Below are 18,533 nucleotides of genomic sequence, written 5' to 3'. Positions count from 1 at the left end.
CTCAGTCACCCAGATATTGAATGGTGATGTGGTATTTGAACACGTGCTGCTCGATGCCGATCGGCTCACGCTTGCCTTTGCGCAGGAGGTAGACAATCTCCGTCACCAGCTTGCCGCTGGCGTTGCGCAGCTCGCGCCGATCGCCATTGTCCGTTAACGTCCAGCCCTTCGGCAACTGCGGCTGCCAGGCGCTAATTGGCCAGTGGCTGAGCATCACGTCAGCCAGCACCTGGCTGGCGGGCGGCAGATTCGGCACGACGATCGACTGCTCGGTATGAATACCGGTCTCATCGTACGTCGCGAGGAACAGACGAATGCCCACGGAAGAGAGCCCGGCCAGCGTCACCTTATGCGCATCCGCGTTGAGCATCACCAGCAGGGACTGCGTTTGTCCGTTAAAGCTGCCGGTCAGCAGCTGTTGGGAGTTGACCGCCGGGCTGATGCCGGGCGGCGGCAGCGTCACTTGGGTGCCCGGCTGGAGCCAGGCCTGAGGCCGCGTCTCTTTGGTATCGGTCGAATGGCTGCAGCCTGCCAGCAGCAGCGCCGCGGCCAGCGCGAGCGCGCGGTAAAAAGCGTTCATTTACGTTTTCTCTCTTTCTTATCTGGCATCGCCAGCGGAGCCAGCAGGAAGGCGGTAAAAATACCGCTCACCAGCACGATACCAAAGCTGCTGATGGCCTGGGTGGCGCTGAAGACGAGCATGCCCAGCGTCAGCAGCGTGGTCATCATGGCCAGCGTAATCGCCAGCATTGAGGTCAGCGGCGTACCGCGCGGGTTGCTGAAAAACAGCGTGTAGTTAATGCCAATGCCGAGCACCAGTACCAGCGCCAGCAGTGAGAACAGATTCACCGGGTGGCCCGTTGCGGCCAGGACCGCCAGCCCGCAGCTCAGCGACAGAACGGACGGTACCAGGCTTATCAGCCCTTTACGCCAGCCGAGGCGCAGCATCGCCCCGCAGGCAATCACTGCCAGCGCGGCAAACAGTAGCCCCGTCAGCAGCGTGCGGTAGAGGGCAAACAGGCTGTCAAAGCTGGCTTTGCGATCGACCCAGACGACGCCGTCATGGCGCGCGGCCAGTTCACCGAGGTACGCGCTGTTTTTCGCGCCGTCAACCGGTACGAGCACGCCGCTTTCCCCGTCGGGCAGGGTCAGCCAGAGCAGACGCCAGCCTTCGCTGGCCGGGCTTTCAAGCCACGCGTCCACGCTGACCGGCATGGCGTCGAGATTCGGGGATACGGTGTTGAGCCCGGCGCTTTTCAGCACGTTCGTTACCGCAGGGGCAGCGTCGCGTAGCAGCATAAGATCGCTTTTCTGGCGGGCCAGCGAGTTCAGCGGCAGGGTACGCCAGCGGGCGATCTCTCCCGCTTTTTGCGCCTCCGCCAGCGCCGGGGTAAAGGCTTCCAGCCGTTCCAGCGTTTGCTGTGGCGAGGCGCCATGAACCACAAACCATTTTTGATCGACGCTCTGTCCGGTCAGGGCGGTAATGGCCTTCTCCTGCGCCAGAATATCTTTCGGCAGCGCCTGAAGCTGGGCGATGTCGTCGTCCACCCTCAGGGTGCTCATCCCCACGGCGGAGAGCAGCGCCAGCGCGACGGGGAGACCAACGGACAATTTTTTATTGCGTCGCCAGGCGGCCAGCCAGCGCAGCATCAGGACCATCAGCGGAACCGGGCGCACCGGTAAACCCCGGCACAGCCACGGATGCCAGAAAATCACCGTCAGGCAGGAGGCGCTCAGTCCCACGGCGGCGAACACCGCCATCTGGCGGATCCCGGGGAAGGGAGCCAGCATCATAATCAGGTAGGCGGCGACGGTCGTCAGCAGCGCCAGCAGCAGCGCATTGCGTACTTTCGCCAGGCTTTGCCAGGGGGAGTGCTCCGCGCCGTGTACCATCCGTTCGGTCAGGTAGTAGAGCGTATAGTCGGCTGAAATACCGATAATGCTCATGCTCATCACCAGCGTCATCAGGTGCAGTTCGCCAAAGAGCAGCAGCGTCACCACCGTGCCCGCCAGCGCGCCGATGGCAATCGAGAGCACGCTCAGCAGCAGCGGGCGCAGAGAGCGGAACACCGCCACGATGAGCAGGAACACGCCAAGCAGAGTGGCGATACCCAGCGTCGAGACGTCGCGTTTGGCCTGCTGACTGGCGTAATCGCTGTAGAACACGGTCCCGCGGGAAAGCAGCTGCGCCTGCGGGTAACGCGCTTTTAGCGTCTCCTGCAGCGCGTTAAGCGTCGTCACGAGCCGGTGGGTCTGCTGCATATCAAATGACGAGCCCGCCAGCTCGCCGTGGAGCAGATACCAGTAGTTTCCCGCCTCATCTTTTGTGACCAGCCAGCCGTCCATCAGCCGCAGCTTCTGGCCGTTTTGCGCCAGGGCGAGCTGCGAGCCGCGCATGAGCATCAGGGGATCGTTTTGCAGCTCTTTGCCGCTGACGCCGGAAAAGGCCGAGTAGAGCTGAGATAAAATCCACTGCGCCTGCGCTTCACCGCCGTTTTGCAGGCGTGCGCGGGTGGCGGGATCGATCAGGCCATTTCGGTGCTGCCAGAAGAACTCTCCCCAGGCCTTTTGCCCGGCGGCGTCCATCGGGCCTTTGACCTCGCTGAGCGCGTCGCTGCTTTGCAGCATCGCCAGCCACTGCTGCGCCACGCGCGAATCCGGCTCTTTGCCGGGGCTGACCAGCCAGACCAGCTGGCGGTCGAGACGCTGCATAAATCCGTCGTTAAGCGCCGGCGGGATCGCCCCCAGCGTCTGTTTCGGCAGCATGGCCAGCACGCTGCTGTTCAGACGCGCGCCGGGCAGCAACGACAGCAGCACGCCCAGCAGAATCAGGCATAACGTGGCCCACAGCAGCGCCGGGCGCAGGGATTTACGGTGCGGCAAAGCGTTGGCGTTCGTCATCGGTCAGGCTGGCGGGCGTCAGTTGGTGGCGTGAAAGGGCAATATCGGTACGGTCGCCCTGCTTGTCGTTGAGACGAATCGTCTCCAGATAGGTCGCGCCGCCCAGATCGAGGGTGGCGAAAATCTTGTCCAGCGGCGTCGTTTTGGGCGTAAGCACCAGCGACCAGCGGCCCGCTCCCAGGTCTTTAAAATCAATGCGGAAGTTCTCTTCCAGCACCTTGCGGTCGGCCTGGAACAGGGCGCGCAGAAGATGGTTGAACTGGAACATCTGCGGATTATTGTCGGCAGTGATGGTCTGCGGCGGCTGGCCGTTGATCGCCTGAACCATCCGTTTGTCATCGAGCAGGAGCGTCATCGGAAACGGCGCTTTTTGATCCCACAGCAGGCCGCTGTCGCGGGCGATCAGCATCTCCCCCTGCGAGCGCAGCGGCTGCGGCATATCTTTTATCGTGCGAACCTGTTCGAAGTGCGCGCGCACGACGGGCTGCTCGGTGAAGCGCTGCTGCAGCTCATCCAGGGTTACGGCGCTGACCAGCGGGCTGACGATCAGCGCCAGCAAAGGCAACCATTTCATGGCGTCACTCCCATTCGTTCAAACAGTATTGCCGGACTCACAAAGCACATTTCGCGGGTGGCTTCTTCTACCGCCACCTGGATGGTATAACCGGTGGTCGTGCGTTTGCCGGTCTGCGCATCGAAAATTTGATAGGCAATGCGCAGGCGGTTTTCATACTCTTCAATGTGCGCGCGGACGCGAATACGCTGCTCAAAGGTCACCGCATCGCGGTATTTCACTCGGGTATCGACGACGGGCCAGACGTAGCCGGAGGCCTTCATCTGGCGATAGCCATAGTCAAACTGATTGAGCAGCGCCTCGCGGGCGATCTCAAAGTAGCGGAAATAGTTACCGTGCCAGACCACGCCCATCATATCGACGTCGTGGAACGGAACGGTGATCTCGACTTCAGTCGTAAAGCGGGGATCGGTCAGCACCCTTTACTCCTTCTCTCTGGACTCTGGCAGATGCCAGAAATCAAAAAAATTAAACCAGTCGAGCGGCGACATGAGGGCGTAATGTTCCAGCCGCTGCGCGTAGCGATCGACGGCATCCTGCAGCGCCTGCTGGCGTTCACCGCGCGGCAGGCGCAGCGGGTCGGCGAACGGTTCGCAGTGCAGGACGAGCTTATCCTGCTGGCGCAGGGCGAAAATCAGCACCACCGGGCAGCGCAGGATGGAGGCCAGGATAAACGGCCCCTGAGGAAACGGCGCTGGCTGGCCCATAAACGGACTCCAGATCACGCGCCACTCGCCGCCACGCTGCGGATTCACCGCGATGCGATCGCCCACAATCGCGACCCATTCTCCGCGCTCAAGCTTCTCTTTGATGGCAATGGCCGTATCGGGGCCGATGTCGGTGACCGACATCAAATTCACGCTGGCCTGAGGTGCCATTTCGCTCATGATTTGCTTAAAGCGCCGGGCGTTCTCGCTGAAGACCAGGGCGGTAATAATTTTGCTGCCGTCCAGCTGGGCCAGCGCCCGGCAGGCTTCTACGTCGCCAAGGTGCGAGGCGAGCAGCAGCTTGCCCTGCGGCGCCGCGATATCTAGCGTTTCGCTCGCGCCGGGAGCAAAGACCACGTCGCGATCAAACTTCAGCTCACCGCGCCAGCTGGCGACTTTATCCAGCATCGCGTTGCCGAAGCGCATGAAATGGAAAAAGCTGTTGAGCCGCGGGGGGACGGACATGTTCCGCTGACGCAGTTCTTGCTTGACCCTTCCAGTCCACTGCCGCGAGGCCTGCCGCGCCGTACGCGCGCTAAGCCAGTACACGCCGATCACCGGCCACAGCAGTACGGTAAAGGCCCGCCGCCCCAGCAGTTCCCAGACGCGCAGCATCAGGCGCATCCCCCGCAGACCCTTGACCTCGTCCTGCTGAGCCCAGTGCTGGCGGCGTCGACGGAAAAGCAGGCCGGGCATGCGGGGCAGCATGCCGAAGAACAGTCGGGTATGCATCAGGGAGATACGCACGTTATCTTTTAACGCATCGAAGTGGGACAACCCGTCCTGCGGGTAGGTCACGCGCGTGGGCAGAAAGACGCTGGTGTTGCCCTGCCAGTAGAGACGGACCATCACTTCGGTGTCAAAGTCCATCCGTTTACCGAGCGTTTCACGCGCCGCCAGCCGCAGCGTGGGCGAGACCGGGTAGACCCGAAAGCCGCACATGCTGTCTTTAAGCTGCAGGGATAACGTCTCAATCCACACCCAGACGTGGGTTACCCAGCGCCCGTAGAGTCGCGAGCGCGGTATGGAATCATCGTAAATGGGCTGACCGGAAATCAGCGCGTCCGGGTGACGCTCCGCCAGCGCCAGCAGTTTGGGGATATCTTCGATGGCGTGTTGGCCGTCCGCGTCCACCTGCACGGCGTGGGTAAAGCCCGCGCGCGCGCACTCCTCCAGCCCCCTGATGACTGCGGCACCTTTCCCGGCGTTTTGCGCCAGACGGACCAGCGTCATCTGCGGCTGCTCCGCCGCCAGGCGTTCGAGCTCCTGACGGGTGATCGCTTCGCTGCCGTCATCCACCACCAGGCACGGCAGGCCGAACGGTGCGAGACGCGACAGCACGCTGGCGATCATCGCGCCGTGGTTGTAGCACGGGATCAGCACGCAGGGACGAAAGATTACTGACATAGCCGAATTTTCCCGCTGCTGGCGGTATGGCGCTCAGCCCCGGCGTGACGCTGGTAGCTGAAGGTCAGCATCTGACGTTCGGCATGCCACTCAAGCGCCAGCGTCACCGTGGTTTCCGGCAGCAGAGGCGCCTGGAACTTCACGTTTTGAATGCTGTGAAAGCGGTAGCCCGGAGCCAGTAATGTCGTGGCGTAGTGCATCACCCAGTCAAGCTGCGCAACGCCGGGCAGCAGCGGTTGTACGGCAAAATGGCCCTGAAACCAGAACAGCGCCGCGTCGAGATGCAAAATGATTTCCAGCTTCTCCGGCTGTGTCTGGTGGCGCTCAATTTCATGAATTCTCATGAAATAACTCCTCTAACTGCGCATAGACACGCTTGTTCATACTGTTTACCGGCATTTCATCGACAATACGCCAGTAGCGTGGAACGGCGACCGGCTCAAGCCACGGCAGCAGGGCGCGACGCCAGGCGAATTCCTGCGCTTTTTTATCCTGCATATACCCGCGCTGACGAACCGCTTCGTCCAGCACCAGCAGCGCGCCAATCCCCTGACGGCCTCCGCGCGTGACCGGCAGTACAGCCGCCTCGCAAATGCCGTCGAGCTCCAGCAGGCGACGTTCGATCTCGTTAAGCGAGATGCGCTTTTCTTCAATTTTGACCACCCGCCCGCGACGCCCGGCGATGCTGAACAGCCCCTCGCTGTCGAAGTGGAGGATATCGTCCAGCTGGAGTCCTTCAGCCTCATGGATCAGTGGCGACGTGACGCGACAGGCTTCATCTTCCTGATGGAAGATAACGCCGGGGAACGCCAGCCACGGGACGTTATCCTGCTGGCGATGGCGCCAGGCGAGGATCCCGGTTTCGGTGCTGCCATAGATTTCGTCCGGCCAGATGTTAAGCCAGCCAGCGGTGGTGGCGACGTCACACCAGGGCAGCATTCCGCCTGCGGAAATCAGCGCCCTGACGGGCGGCGCGGCCAGCTCGGTATCCAGGCGCTTCAGAAACGCCGGGCTGCTGATGAACAGGTAATGCCGGTCATGAGGAAGGGCGGCCAGCTGTTCAGCGTAGTAGAGCATCGCGGCATGCAGCGGCAGACCCAGCGCCATCGGCAATACGATGCGGAAGGTCAGACCGTACAGATGTTGCGGTACCACCGAGGCGACAACGCTGCATCCTGCCAGACGCTCGCCGAAGCGGTCAGCCAGCAGACGGGCCTCGCGATCCAGGCTGACGATGTGCTTAACCACCCGGCGCGGCGCCCCCGTGGAGCCGGAGGTGAACAGTTCAACGAAGCGGCTTTCGTCAATCTCCGGCAGAGGCGTCCAGTCGCTGGCTGTCTGATGGCTGGAGGCCACCACAATCAGCTTTCCATGGAGATCGAGAGTCCGATCGCTCAGAACGCCGCTAAACAACGACTGCTGTTCTTCAAGCTGCGAGACGCGGCTATGGCCGGGAATGACCGGTGTTTTACCGGCATGCAGCGAGGCCAGCAGCGCAACGATAAACAGGTAGCTGTTTTCAAAGCACAGCGCCCAGCGCTCGCCTTCCTGCTGATGCAGGGTGTTGACCAGTAAGGTCACGTCGTGGCGCAGCTGGCCCAGCGTCCAGGTACGATCGTCAAGCCAGGCTACGGGCGTATCGTCAGGGCGCGGCGCGTTTAACCACTGGCCCAGCGGAAGGGGGTTAGTCATTGTGCATCTCTTTTTTTATCACCCGTTGGCGCACCAGCCACTCGGTCGCCATCAGCGTTCCCATCAGGATATAAGCCACCATGCCGTTCCACAGCGTCCATAGATGCATGTCGCCGTGGAGAACGGTGAACAGCGCCATCGCGCCGTTTCCGATGAAAAAACCGCACCAGACGAGGGTCACCTTGCGGGTATAGCGCACGCCCTCCGGGGGCAAATCTGGCTCGCGCAGGCGCGCCAGTCGCTCGACCAGCGGCATCGCAGTCCACAGCGAACCGCCGAACACGGCCAGCATCACAAGGTTGACGACCACAGGGTAGAACAGCAGCCACTGGTGGGTTTTCAGCAGGTAGCTTGCCGCGCAGAGCGCGATGCCCGCCAGCGCCACGCACTGCACCACATACCGCATCGGGCCGGTGTTCCGCTGCGCCTGACGCAGCCGCAGCAGCAATACCAGCGCCATCACCGGTAACAGCCACTGCAGGCTGTTATGCGTCAGCCCAAATCCAATCAGGAAGGGCCACGCCAGCAGCATCAACCCCGTCAGCAGTGGGATGAGCGGGAACGTCCGTCCACCACGCACGACGTCTTACTCTTCGCGCAGAAGCTGTTCGACGGCGTCTACCACATCCTGAACGGTACGAACCGACTTGAAGGTTTCCGGCTTGATTTTCTTGCCCGTTTTCTTCTGCAGATGAACAATCATGTCCACCGCGTCAATGCTGTCCAGCTCCAGGTCTTCGTAAAGACGGGCTTCGGGCGTAATGTCCTGCGGGTCGATTTCAAAGAGCTTGGTCAGAAGGCCGCAAACTTCCTGATAAATGGTTTCTTGTTCAGTCATCGTTCACATCTCAGGCGCGTTGAGCGTTGATAAAGGACGCCAGCGTGGCGACGGAAAAGAAGTGCTGGCGCATCTCTTCGCTTTCGGCAGAAAGCACCACGCCATACTGGTTTTTCACGGCCAGACCCAGTTCCAGCGCGTCAATGGAGTCGAGACCCAGCCCATCGCCAAACAGCGCGGCATCGGTATCAATATCCTCTGCGGTAAGCTCGTCCAGATTCAGCGTGGTGATAATGAGATTCTTAATTTCAAGATAAAGCGCTTGCATCATTAATTCCTGACAAAGATTGAAGGCCTGATGTTAATCGATGCTCCAGATGCCGGTTTAACTGCCTTGCCGCCAGCGCCGGTTCTTGTTCATTTGCATCGTAAAATTCGTCGATGTTCACGCGGTCGCGGACATCCACGGTGAAAACAGGTTTTTCTGGCGGTACATCATACCAGTGACTTTTTTTATCCAGCAGGTGCTCACTGCAGTGGATCAGCACCACCCGCAGATCGCTGTTACAGCGCACGGCGATATTAGCCGCGCCGCGCTGGAGGGAGATTGCCTCGCCAAAACGGGTGCGCGTGCCTTCCGGGAAGATCAAAAGCGTGTCGCCCTGAGCCAGACGCTGCTGGCTGGCCGCGAGCAGGGGCTCGGCTTCGCTGTTAATCAGGTAATCCGCCGCGCGGATGACGCCGCTGACAAACGGATTGCGCAGCAGCGCGCTCTTCACCAGACAGTCGGTTTCGGGCATTACCGACGCCAGAATCACGTAGTCAATTAACGTGGGGTGGTTAGCCACCACCAGACAACCCCGATCGCTGCGCAGCGCGTCAAGATTGTGAATGCGGTAGTCCAGTACTCCGAGGCCGCGCGCAACGGTCAGGAAGAAGCGGAAGCTGGCCGCAATGCTGCGACGCGCCAGGCGACGACGGTTGGCGCGGTCGCGCTGGACGATTAGCAGCAGGTTGAACCAGACCAGAGACAGCATCAGCCCGCCCACGCCAAACAGCGCGAAGCATAATCCGGTCATCACCAGACGCCATAACCAGTTGATACGGGCGGCCAGGCGGTTCATGCGCGCGTCCATTGCCACAGCAAACGTTCGCCGGGCACCACAAACTGACGTTCCTCGCTGAGATAGCGTTGCAGGAACATCAGGCTTTGTGGCAGGGCAGGCTCTTCACCCGTACTGCCGCTGCGGGTTTCACACTGCAACCCGTTGCCGGATTCAATCACCAGCGCCAGCGCGTACGGCCAGGTGGGCATCTGCGGCGGTAACGCCGGATGGTAAAATTCCGGCAGCGCGCCGTCAAAATCGACCAGCAGGACGCGGGAATAGCCCGCATGCAGCAGGCTCAGCACTTCACATAGGGCCTGCTGGAAAGTGTCCAGCCCGGCAGAAATGGATGACGAGACGATGGCCTGGCGTGCGGTAATCGTGAGATTGCCGACCGCGGAATTGTGCACGGACATCGCGAAGTCGGTGGGGGAAACGGACTGCCCGGTCGCCAGAGCATGCAGAATACGGTAGTTGCGCTCCAGCTCGCCGTGACGGCTGGCATAGACGACGGCATCAATGGCGTGGTTTTGCAGCATGGCAAGACCAATGTCCACCGCCAGCTTGCTGCCTGAATTGAGGCGGCGTGCGGTCATCATGGGTAAAGCGGTCAGCCGGGGAAGCGGGGCCGCTGGGTCAACGGCCAGCTGCAGGCGCGACCACGCCTGCCACTCTGTGGCATCGCTGAGTCCTGGCGCTCTCGCCTGCCAGTCGATAATGTTCAGTGAAAATTTCATCTACGCGCGTCCGCGAAAAAAAACCGTATTCAAAGGGCAGACTGGACCACCCGGGCAGCCAGGCTGCTCTATTGTTCACGTTTGGTGCATATCAGCAGGGTATGACCGACCCCAAGGTTGTCCAGCCGCTGTTCAACGCTGAAACCTGCGCTCTCCAGGTAGCGATAAAACTTCTCTACGCTGTAAAAACGGCTATTGCCATTCGCCATACAGGTGAAATAGAGCGAGGTGGCATTCAGGCTGAAAGAGGCTGCTTCAAATTTCTGAGCATCCCAGAAAAGCTCCATGATGCACAAACGTGCGCCTGGCTTCATAGCCTGTGCGACGCGCGTCAGCATGGCGACAATCTGATCCGGAGAGAAACAATCCAGGAACTGGCTCATCCACCAGACGTCGGCGTCACCCGGCAATGCTGCTGGGCTAAGCATATCGACAGCATGGAATCCAATACGATGAGAAAAACCTGCTTTTGCGATGTTTTCCTGCGCCAGCGCTATCTGCTGCGGCAGATCGAGGATCGTCACGGCAACATTTTCGTCATAGCGGCAGCAGCGTAACGACCATTTACCCGTATTTCCGCCCACATCGTACAATTTTGTCGGCGAGCTTGCGAATATATATGGCAAAGCGGCGTCAAACGCGGCGTCAGAATAGTAATGATCAAAGGCGAACCAGCTCTCTTTCGCCGGAGCGGGTAATTGGGATAACGCCGGGTAGATGGTTGGCCAGTTGCCAAACACGGCTAATCCGGCAGGTTTTTCCTCCTGCAGGGCGTCCGCCAGATGAAATAGCCCCTGGTAACAAACGTCCTGGGTGAAATTCATATTTACGCGGGTCATTTCGTCGTGCAGCAAAAAATGGCCCACTTTTGCCAGGAAATAACGTCCATCCTGTTGGGTAACGATTCGACCGCTTAATCCCATATCCAGCAGTACGCTGACGCCATAGCTGCCGAGCGTGCTGTGTTCTGTTATTTCCTCAAGGCTTGATCCCTCTTTACCTTGTTTATCGAGCCAGGCGAGAACGCCTGAGTTACGCAGACAAAGCGCTGTCTGGAATAACATCGGGGCAAAGGCGATGCGTTGCGCTTCGGTAATGGCATCCAGTGCGCTGAGTGTGTCCTTTTCGTACATTACTACGTAACCTTTGAGGGCAATAAGAGAGGTTATCGGGCCATATGCGGCCCGACTTTAGAAAAATTTACAGCGCGGCGCCAGCGGAGAGGTTCAGCTGAATATCGTGGTCGAGGTTATTGACCCAGCGGTTATAATTTTTGTGGATTTTACCGTCTGCCGCTTTCAGGTTAAGGCTGTTTTCATAGTTGATTGAAAAGCTTGTCGCCGTGTACGGAATACTCACCTGTACCGAGTGATCGCGTGACTGCAGACGCCCCTTAATCATTCCCGGGCCAGTTTCCGTCATGATCCAGTCACGTTTTTGGCCAGCTTTCAAAATTGCCGTTTTTACCTGATCGGCTGTATGGCCCGCGCTTACGATAGAGTGAACCTGAGCGATTGGGGCGGTACGCGCGCAGCCTGCCAGTGCACCAACGAATACGGCAGCAGCACACCATTTAACGATCTTTTTCATCAACAACTCCATATCAATAATAACAATTAAAGGTAGTGGTTTTTACAAATAATATTCATCCGGCTTTTGTTAGCGCCAGATGTGTTTTTAATCAATATTAATGTTTGCATTACGTTGACGCGAAGGCGGGCATAATAACATGGAAAATAAATGAGAATTTCATTTTTTTATAATTTGCGTTAAATCATTAATTGCGCTTGAACGTAATGCGCGCGACGTAATTAAAAACAGAATGAATATCGCCTTAACGCAAATGAAAATACCGCGCCGGATTAGGGACGCGGTAATTTACGGTGTATTGCTGACGGTTTAAACCTACCTGTACAGGGAGGTTCATTACCCGGGTAATCGGCTTTTCGGCCTCCCCGGCCCGAGCAGGATCGCCAGCTTGCTGCCGCCTTTGGTGGTCTCCATCCAGATTTTACATACGCTGGTCAGAGGGACCGACAGCAGCATGCCAACCGGGCCCAGCAGCCATCCCCAAATCAGCAAGGATAAAAATACCACCAGCGTCGACATGCCCAGACGGTGTCCCATCATGCGCGGTTCAAGAATATTGCCCAGCACCATATGCACGACGAGGAACAGCGCGCCGACCAGCATGCATTCGTAGAAGCCGTTAAACAGAAACGCCTGAATCATCGGCGGCACGGCGGAAAGTACCGCGCCAATATTGGGCACGTAGTTCAGCAGAAAGGCCAACACGCCCCACATCAGCGCGAACTGCACGTCCATCAGCATCAACCCCAGCCAGACAATTACCCCGGTCCATACGCTCAGGAGTGTTTTCAGCGCCAGATATTTGGAGACGCCTTTCAGCGCCCGGTGTAATCCGGCAATGTGAATTTGTGGATTGTTCAATGCAAAGCGCAGCTTATAGGGGACGTGGCGGACTTCGAACAGCATGAACACCACCGTCATGACCAGCAGCAAAATGCTGGCCATCGCGCCGGAAAGCCCCGTCATCAAGGTGGTGGCGTAGGTCATGACTTTCTCTGAATCCATCCGGCGCAGCATCCGTTCGGGTGAGATATGCAGATTAAGGAAGGGTACCATCTCCTGCAGCGCCACAATCTTACGCGTCAGCTCTTTGTTGTACTGCGGCAGCATAGTGGAGAATTCGCTCAGCGATGCCGCCAGCACGCCGAAGAGCGCCGTCAGGGCAATCAGCATCACGATGACGACGATGGTGATGGCTACCGGACGGCTGACGCCCCGGCGTAAAAACCAGGTGACCAGAGGATTAAGCACAATGGCAAAAAAGAGCGCCAGCAGGAGCTGAACAATAATGTCAGCGGCAGCATGGATACCCGCAAGGATAACTACCAGACAGGCGAGTTTTAATAAGATGTGGAGTCCTGCTTTGTCGGACGGGTTAGCGATCATGCGTGTTCCTTAATATGATGACCCGGTAAGTGTAGTGCCCGGGCTCCGCTTCGTCTGGAGCCGTTAATCTGAAAGTCGGTGCTGATTTTCTTATTGCGCCGTGGTAATAGTGAAACACTGTTGTAAAAAATCCAGGTAGAACCCCATGCCCGAACCTGCCGCTGAACCGGCGCTGAGCGGACTGCGCCTCAATCTGCGCATCGTTTCCGTTGTGATTTTCAACTTTGCCAGCTATCTGACCATTGGCCTGCCGCTGGCGGTCCTGCCGGGCTATGTCCATGACGTGATGGGCTTCAGCGCCTTCTGGGCGGGGCTGGTGATTAGCCTGCAATATTTCGCCACGCTCATCAGCCGCCCGCATGCCGGGCGCTACGCAGACACGTTCGGTCCCAAAAGCATCGTGGTGGTGGGACTGTGTGGCTGTTTCCTCAGTGGCCTGAGCTATCTGCTGGCTGCCTCAACCAGCCACTGGCCGCTGGTCAGCCTGGCGCTGCTTTGCCTGGGGCGCGTCATTCTGGGTATTGGGCAAAGTCTGGCGGGAACCGGCTCAACGCTGTGGGGCGTGGGGGTGGTAGGCGCGCCGCACATTGGCCGGGTGATCTCCTGGAACGGGATTGTCACCTACGGTGCGATGGCGCTCGGTGCGCCGCTCGGCGTGGCCTGCTATGCGCTGGGCGGGCTGCATGGGCTTGCTATCACCATTATGGCGGTCGCGCTGCTGGCGATCCTCTTTGCGCTGCCGCGCCCGAAAGTGAAGGCCAGCAAAGGCAAGCCGCTGCCATTTCGGGCGGTGCTGGGGCGCGTCTGGCCGTACGGCATGGCCCTGGCGCTGGCGACCACCGGCTTCGGCGTCATCGCGACCTTCATTACTCTGTTTTACGACGCCAAAGGCTGGGACGGCGCGGCCTTTGCGTTAACCCTGTTCAGCTGCGCGTTTGTTGGCGCCCGCCTGCTTTTTCCTAACGGCATCAACCGTCTGGGTGGGCTGAATGTGGCGTTAATCTGCTTTGCGATAGAGATTGTCGGGCTGCTGCTGACCGGAATAGCGATGGTGCCCTGGGTCGCGAAAGTGGGCGTGTTCCTCGCGGGGGCTGGCTTTTCTTTGGTCTTCCCGGCGCTGGGCGTGGTGGCGGTAAAAGCCGTGCCGCAGCAGAATCAGGGGGCGGCGCTGGCGACCTATACGGTGTTTATGGATATGTCTTTAGGCATTACCGGCCCGCTGGCGGGGCTGGTGATGGCCTGGGCAGGCGTTCCGGTGATCTATCTTGCCGCGGCGGGTCTGGTGGTGATTGCGCTGCTGCTGACGTGGCGGCTAAAAAAATGGCCCCCGGTGCAGGCACCGGAGGCCACGTCATCGCCGTGAAGTGTTACTGGATCACGATGGTGTTAATGATGTTTTCAGCAGCCGTCTGCGCTTTCTGCTGATCTTCCGCTGGCAGGGTGATCTGCAGGGTCAGCAGTTTGTTATCAACCTTACCCAGCACAACCGAAGACCAGGCGGTCTGGCCTTTTGCAGAGATGATGCTGTCCAGCTGCTGCAGCTTATGACCTTTCAGTTCGATGGATTTATTGGTCACGACCTGCAGCTGCGGGTCGCGGCCACGCTGCTGATCTTCCAGACGTTTGGACAGGACCGCCAGATCTTCGTTGGTGTCGTCGCCCACAATCACAATGACCGCTTTCTGCCCGGTTGCGTCGGAGTAAACGTGCATGTTGTTCGCCTGAGTGCCCAGCTTGCCGCTCTGGTCAGTCATATCGGCTGGCAGAGAGAAGCTGAGTTTGCCATCCATCAGATTCACCGGCTGGCCGGTCGCATTGCTTTCTGCGGATGCGCCCTGAGCAGGCGTTTTCGTGTCGCTGTTATCACAGGCTGCAAGACCCACAACCAGCAGGCCAATCCCGACATATTTAACCAGATTGCGCATTGACTTCTCCCTTTCGATAAACGGCCATAACGGCTCATTCGCTCATCTTATCACAACTGATAAAGCGAACCCTTAACCAGCCTGCAATGCCGTGATTTCAGATTTATCTGCCAGCCTTTTCAGCAGCATATTGAGCAGCACGCCGTACATCGGCAGGAAGAACACAATGCTGATGAGAACCTTAAAGCAGTAGTCTACCAGCGCGATTTCCATCCAGTGTTCGGCCATAAACGCATCCGGGCTACGCCAGAAGGCGATGAAGAAGAAGGCCAGCGTATCGCTCACGTTACCGAACAGCGTGGAGGCGGTGGGTGCCATCCACCAGCGATGATTCTGACGCAGGCGGTTAAACACGTGCACGTCGAGGATCTGCCCCAGCGCGTAGGCCATAAAGCTTGCCGCGGCGATACGGGCAACAAACAGGTTGAAGTGGGTTAACGCCTCAAAGCCCTGCCAGCTTCCCATATAAAACAGAGACGAAACCCCGTACGAGATGAACAGGGCCGGGAGCATGACCGCAAAAATAATGCGGCGAGCCAGCGGTGCGCCAAAGATACGCACGGTCAAATCGGTTGCGAGGAAAATAAACGGAAAACTGAACGCGCCCCAGGTGGTATGGAAACCAAAGATGGAGATCGGGAGCTGCACCAGATAGTTGCTGGAGGTGATCACCAGCAAATGGAAAAGCGAAAGCCAGAACAACGCTTTTACGCGCTGTGATTCAGAAAACTGCGTCATATTGTGACCTTTTTATACGTTGGGGTGAGGGAACCCAATAAAAACCGCAGCATGATACTGCTTTGGCAGGACATTGCAATGGTTGTTTTTTACGCAATCGTTAACCTGGTTTGCATTGATCGCAACCGGGCGTAAACTACAGCCGTTTTTACCTGACCGAGAAGATCATGACCGACCTGTTTTCCAGCCCAGACCAAACCCTTGATGCCCAGGGCCTTCGCTGCCCGGAACCGGTAATGATGGTACGTAAAACCGTGCGCAATATGCAGACCGGTGAAACGCTGCTGATTATTGCCGACGACCCGGCCACGACCCGCGATATTCCCGGTTTTTGCACCTTTATGGAACATGAACTGGTAGCACAGCAGACCGAGGCGCTTCCGTACCGGTATTTGATTCGTAAGGGGTAGGTTTTGTAGGCCGGGTAAGGCGAAGCCGCCACCCGGCAAAAAAAGGCCTCTGCGGCCTGATGCCCTCACCCCGGCCCTCTCCCACGGGGAGAGGGAGAAAGTCAGCCTTTCACCAGAATAAGGCTCCGGCACGTTAGTTGTAGGCCGGGTAAGGCGAAGCCGCCACCCGGCAAAAAAGGCCTCTGCGACCTGATGCCCTCACCCCGGCCCTCTCCCACGGGGAGAGGGAGAGAGTCGGCCTTTCACCTGAATAAGGATCCGGCGCGTTAGTTGTAGGCCGGGTAAGGCGAAGCCGCCACCCGGCAAAAAAGGCCTCTGCGGGCTGATGCCCTCACCCCAGCACTCTCACAGGGAGAGGGAGAGAGTCGGCCTTTCACCTGAATAAGGATCCGGCGCGTTAGTTGTAGGCCGGGTAAGGCGAAGCCGCCACCCGGCAAAAAAGGCCTCTGCGGCCTGATACCCTCACCCCGGCCCTCTCCCACGGGGAGAGGGGGCAAACACTAAAATTGGCCACGCAGTGGCCAATTTGCTTTTACCTTGCTAGCCCTTCATCCACGCCCTGATCCCGTCCAGGAACATCTGCGTTGCCATCATGACCAGAATCAGCCCCATCAGGCGCTCGAGTGCGTTTACCCCTTTTTCGCCCAGCAGGCGCAGGAACAGGGACGACTGGAGCAGGATGATAAACGTCCCGCCCCAGGCAATCAGCAGTGCAATCACCAGATGGCTCATCTGATTCGGATACTGATGCGACAGCAGCATCAGCGTGGCCAGAATGGTCGGCCCGGCGACGAGGGGGATCGCCAGCGGCACAATAAACGGCTCTTCACCCGCAGGCAGGCCGCTGCTGCTGCCTTCTGAGCTCGGGAATATCATCTTAATGGCAATCAGGAACAGAATAATCCCGCCGGAAATCGACACGGTTTCGGCGCGCAGATTCAGGAATGCGAGGATTTTTTCCCCGGCAAACAGGAAGATAAACATCACCAGCAGGGCGATGAGCAGCTCGCGGATCATGATCGCCCGGCGGCGCTTCGGCTCGGTGTGCTTCAGCACCGACATGAAGATAGGCAGGTTTCCGAGTGGATCCATAATTAGGATCAATAAAACCGCCGCGGAAATGATTTCACTCATCTTTAAATTATCCCTGATACTTAGTAGTGTTATTTCGATGATTAGCGCTTTTTCTGATTGCCGGGCAATCATCGATTAATTTCGCTTGCGACTTTGGCAGCATTTTGTAATGTGAAGCATATCCCAGTTCAATACTGGCTTGCACAATCAGCACACACCTTCAGCAGGAAAAAAATGCTATGAAAAACGTTGGTTTTATCGGCTGGCGCGGTATGGTCGGCTCTGTACTCATGCAACGCATGGTTGAAGAGCGCGATTTCGACGCTATCCGCCCGGTCTTCTTCTCCACTTCCCAGCTCGGCCAGGCTGCTCCGTCCTTTGGTGGTACCACAGGCACGTTGCAGGATGCTTACGATCTGGAAGCGCTGAAGGCACTCGACATTATTGTGACGTGCCAGGGCGGCGATTATACCAACGAAATCTATCCAAAGCTGCGTGAAAGCGGCTGGCAGGGCTACTGGATTGACGCGGCTTCTTCGCTGCGCATGAAAGATGATGCCATCATCATTCTCGACCCGGTTAACCAGGGCGTGATCACCGACGGCCTGAACAACGGCGTGAAAACCTTTGTTGGCGGCAACTGCACCGTCAGCCTGATGCTGATGTCTCTTGGCGGCCTGTTCGCACAGGATCTGGTGGAGTGGGTCTCCGTGGCGACCTATCAGGCGGCGTCCGGCGGCGGTGCGCGCCACATGCGCGAGCTGCTGACCCAGATGGGCCAGCTGCACCAGAGCGTCGCGACCGAGCTGGCAAACCCGGCGTCGGCGATCCTCGATATTGAACGTAAAGTGACTCAGCTGACCCGCAGCGGCGAGCTGCCGGTGGATAACTTTGGCGTACCGCTGGCCGGCGGCCTGATCCCGTGGATCGACAAACAGCTTGATAACGGCCAGACCCGCGAAGAGTGGAAGGGCCAGGCCGAGACCAACAAAATCCTTAACACCGCGAACACCATTCCGGTTGACGGTCTGTGCGTGCGTATCGGCGCGCTGCGCTGCCACAGCCAGGCCTTCACCATTAAACTGAAAAAAGATGTGTCTATTCCGACCGTGGAAGAGCTGCTGGCCGCGCACAACCCGTGGGCGAAAGTGGTGCCAAACGATCGCGATATCACCATGCGCGAGCTGACCCCGGCTGCTGTTACTGGCACGCTGACCACGCCGGTTGGCCGTCTGCGCAAGCTGAACATGGGGCCGGAGTATCTCTCCGCGTTCACCGTCGGCGACCAGCTCCTGTGGGGCGCCGCCGAGCCGCTGCGCCGCATGCTGCGCCAGCTCGCGTAATAATTTGTTAACTACCGGGGGTGATTTTCACCCCTTTTTTTTGCGTACTACATGGAGTAACACGCGTATGTCTTATTTTTATCAGGAGTCATCTAGAGCGTTGGCTATGCTTTAAGGAAGAGTCATTTCTTACCTGAGGTTCGAACGGAGCAGAATGGATGCACA

21 protein-coding genes are annotated in these 18,533 nt (G+C 58.4%); 3 read left to right on the top strand and 18 right to left on the bottom strand.

The features are described 5' to 3' along the window. Position 1: 1 nt before the first annotated feature. The 15 genes from V1587_RS01395 to V1587_RS01325 all read right to left on the bottom strand — a co-directional run bounded on the left by V1587_RS01395 (position 2) and on the right by V1587_RS01325 (position 12,878). Entirely contained in the window at positions 2-580 is a 579-nt protein-coding gene (locus tag V1587_RS01395; protein ID WP_371898992.1) for a DUF3261 domain-containing protein, read from the bottom strand. Next, a complete protein-coding gene (locus V1587_RS01390) occupies positions 577-2,901 on the bottom strand; it encodes an MMPL family transporter (RefSeq protein ID WP_371898993.1) in 2,325 nt (774 codons plus the stop codon). The genes V1587_RS01395 and V1587_RS01390 overlap by 4 nt, the downstream gene beginning before the upstream one ends. Then, on the bottom strand, positions 2,870-3,475 hold the full coding sequence (locus V1587_RS01385) for an outer membrane lipoprotein carrier protein LolA (protein WP_008503088.1): 606 nt from the start codon (positions 3,473-3,475) through the stop codon (positions 2,870-2,872). The genes V1587_RS01390 and V1587_RS01385 overlap by 32 nt, the downstream gene beginning before the upstream one ends. Then, positions 3,472-3,894, bottom strand: coding sequence for a thioesterase family protein (locus V1587_RS01380; RefSeq protein ID WP_008503087.1), 423 nt, complete (start codon positions 3,892-3,894; stop codon positions 3,472-3,474). The genes V1587_RS01385 and V1587_RS01380 overlap by 4 nt, the downstream gene beginning before the upstream one ends. 3 nt (positions 3,895-3,897) lie before the next feature. After that, positions 3,898-5,589 carry a glycosyltransferase gene (locus V1587_RS01375; RefSeq protein WP_371898994.1) on the bottom strand — a complete coding sequence of 564 codons (1,692 nt, stop codon included), beginning with the start codon at positions 5,587-5,589 and terminating at the stop codon, positions 3,898-3,900. After that, positions 5,580-5,933: a hydroxymyristoyl-ACP dehydratase gene (locus V1587_RS01370; protein WP_371898995.1), complete on the bottom strand. Its 354-nt coding sequence runs from the start codon at positions 5,931-5,933 to the stop codon at positions 5,580-5,582. The genes V1587_RS01375 and V1587_RS01370 overlap by 10 nt, the downstream gene beginning before the upstream one ends. Beyond that, positions 5,920-7,281, bottom strand: a complete 1,362-nt coding sequence (locus V1587_RS01365; protein WP_371898996.1) for an AMP-dependent synthetase — start codon at positions 7,279-7,281, stop codon at positions 5,920-5,922. The genes V1587_RS01370 and V1587_RS01365 overlap by 14 nt, the downstream gene beginning before the upstream one ends. Next, a complete protein-coding gene (locus V1587_RS01360) occupies positions 7,274-7,813 on the bottom strand; it encodes a hypothetical protein (protein WP_371899049.1) in 540 nt (179 codons plus the stop codon). Before V1587_RS01360 ends, V1587_RS01365 begins: the two co-directional genes overlap by 8 nt. Positions 7,814-7,867: 54 nt before the next feature. After that, positions 7,868-8,119, bottom strand: a complete 252-nt coding sequence (locus tag V1587_RS01355; protein WP_024908875.1) for an acyl carrier protein — start codon at positions 8,117-8,119, stop codon at positions 7,868-7,870. A 10-nt stretch (positions 8,120-8,129) separates the two neighbouring features. After that, a complete protein-coding gene (locus tag V1587_RS01350) occupies positions 8,130-8,387 on the bottom strand; it encodes a phosphopantetheine-binding protein (RefSeq protein ID WP_008503081.1) in 258 nt (85 codons plus the stop codon). After that, complete coding sequence (locus V1587_RS01345; protein WP_371898997.1) at positions 8,368-9,183, bottom strand: lysophospholipid acyltransferase family protein; 816 nt, start codon at positions 9,181-9,183, stop codon at positions 8,368-8,370. Before V1587_RS01345 ends, V1587_RS01350 begins: the two co-directional genes overlap by 20 nt. Further along, complete coding sequence (locus V1587_RS01340; RefSeq protein ID WP_371898998.1) at positions 9,180-9,902, bottom strand: beta-ketoacyl synthase chain length factor; 723 nt, start codon at positions 9,900-9,902, stop codon at positions 9,180-9,182. Before V1587_RS01340 ends, V1587_RS01345 begins: the two co-directional genes overlap by 4 nt. A 68-nt stretch (positions 9,903-9,970) precedes the next feature. Then, positions 9,971-11,035 carry a methyltransferase gene (locus V1587_RS01335; protein WP_371898999.1) on the bottom strand — a complete coding sequence of 355 codons (1,065 nt, stop codon included), beginning with the start codon at positions 11,033-11,035 and terminating at the stop codon, positions 9,971-9,973. A 67-nt stretch (positions 11,036-11,102) separates the two neighbouring features. Beyond that, on the bottom strand, positions 11,103-11,492 hold the full coding sequence (locus V1587_RS01330; RefSeq protein ID WP_371899000.1) for a hypothetical protein: 390 nt from the start codon (positions 11,490-11,492) through the stop codon (positions 11,103-11,105). Positions 11,493-11,828: 336 nt separating this feature from the next. Continuing rightward, on the bottom strand, positions 11,829-12,878 hold the full coding sequence (locus V1587_RS01325) for an AI-2E family transporter (protein ID WP_045909021.1): 1,050 nt from the start codon (positions 12,876-12,878) through the stop codon (positions 11,829-11,831). Positions 12,879-13,023: 145 nt separating this feature from the next. Between V1587_RS01325 and V1587_RS01320 the strand changes: the two genes are divergently transcribed. Further along, positions 13,024-14,241 (top strand): MFS transporter, encoded by a 1,218-nt coding sequence (locus V1587_RS01320; RefSeq protein WP_371899001.1) that lies wholly within the window; start codon positions 13,024-13,026, stop codon positions 14,239-14,241. Positions 14,242-14,245: 4 nt separating this feature from the next. On the opposite strand, the gene V1587_RS01315 is transcribed toward V1587_RS01320, so the two are convergent. Continuing rightward, on the bottom strand, positions 14,246-14,803 hold the full coding sequence (locus V1587_RS01315; RefSeq protein ID WP_371899002.1) for a DcrB family lipoprotein: 558 nt from the start codon (positions 14,801-14,803) through the stop codon (positions 14,246-14,248). A 72-nt stretch (positions 14,804-14,875) separates the two neighbouring features. After that, positions 14,876-15,541 (bottom strand): 7-cyano-7-deazaguanine/7-aminomethyl-7-deazaguanine transporter, encoded by a 666-nt coding sequence (locus V1587_RS01310; protein ID WP_008503072.1) that lies wholly within the window; start codon positions 15,539-15,541, stop codon positions 14,876-14,878. Between the two features lie 167 nt (positions 15,542-15,708). Here V1587_RS01310 and tusA point away from each other — a divergent pair, with 167 nt between their 5' ends. Continuing rightward, positions 15,709-15,951 (top strand): sulfurtransferase TusA, encoded by a 243-nt coding sequence (tusA, locus tag V1587_RS01305; RefSeq protein ID WP_371899003.1) that lies wholly within the window; start codon positions 15,709-15,711, stop codon positions 15,949-15,951. A 540-nt stretch (positions 15,952-16,491) separates the two neighbouring features. Here the strand turns inward: tusA and V1587_RS01300 are convergent. Next, positions 16,492-17,085 carry a YhgN family NAAT transporter gene (locus tag V1587_RS01300; RefSeq protein ID WP_032614883.1) on the bottom strand — a complete coding sequence of 198 codons (594 nt, stop codon included), beginning with the start codon at positions 17,083-17,085 and terminating at the stop codon, positions 16,492-16,494. Positions 17,086-17,264: 179 nt separating this feature from the next. Here V1587_RS01300 and asd point away from each other — a divergent pair, with 179 nt between their 5' ends. Beyond that, positions 17,265-18,368, top strand: a complete 1,104-nt coding sequence (gene asd, locus V1587_RS01295; RefSeq protein WP_024908885.1) for an aspartate-semialdehyde dehydrogenase — start codon at positions 17,265-17,267, stop codon at positions 18,366-18,368. The last annotated feature ends 165 nt before the right edge of the window (positions 18,369-18,533 follow it).

This window comes from Enterobacter sp. ECC-249 (assembly GCF_043965265.1).
GTDB lineage: Bacteria > Pseudomonadota > Gammaproteobacteria > Enterobacterales > Enterobacteriaceae > Enterobacter > Enterobacter quasiroggenkampii.
Note: the sequence above shows the minus strand (reverse complement) of the source record. Positions and strands in the feature narration are given on the sequence as shown.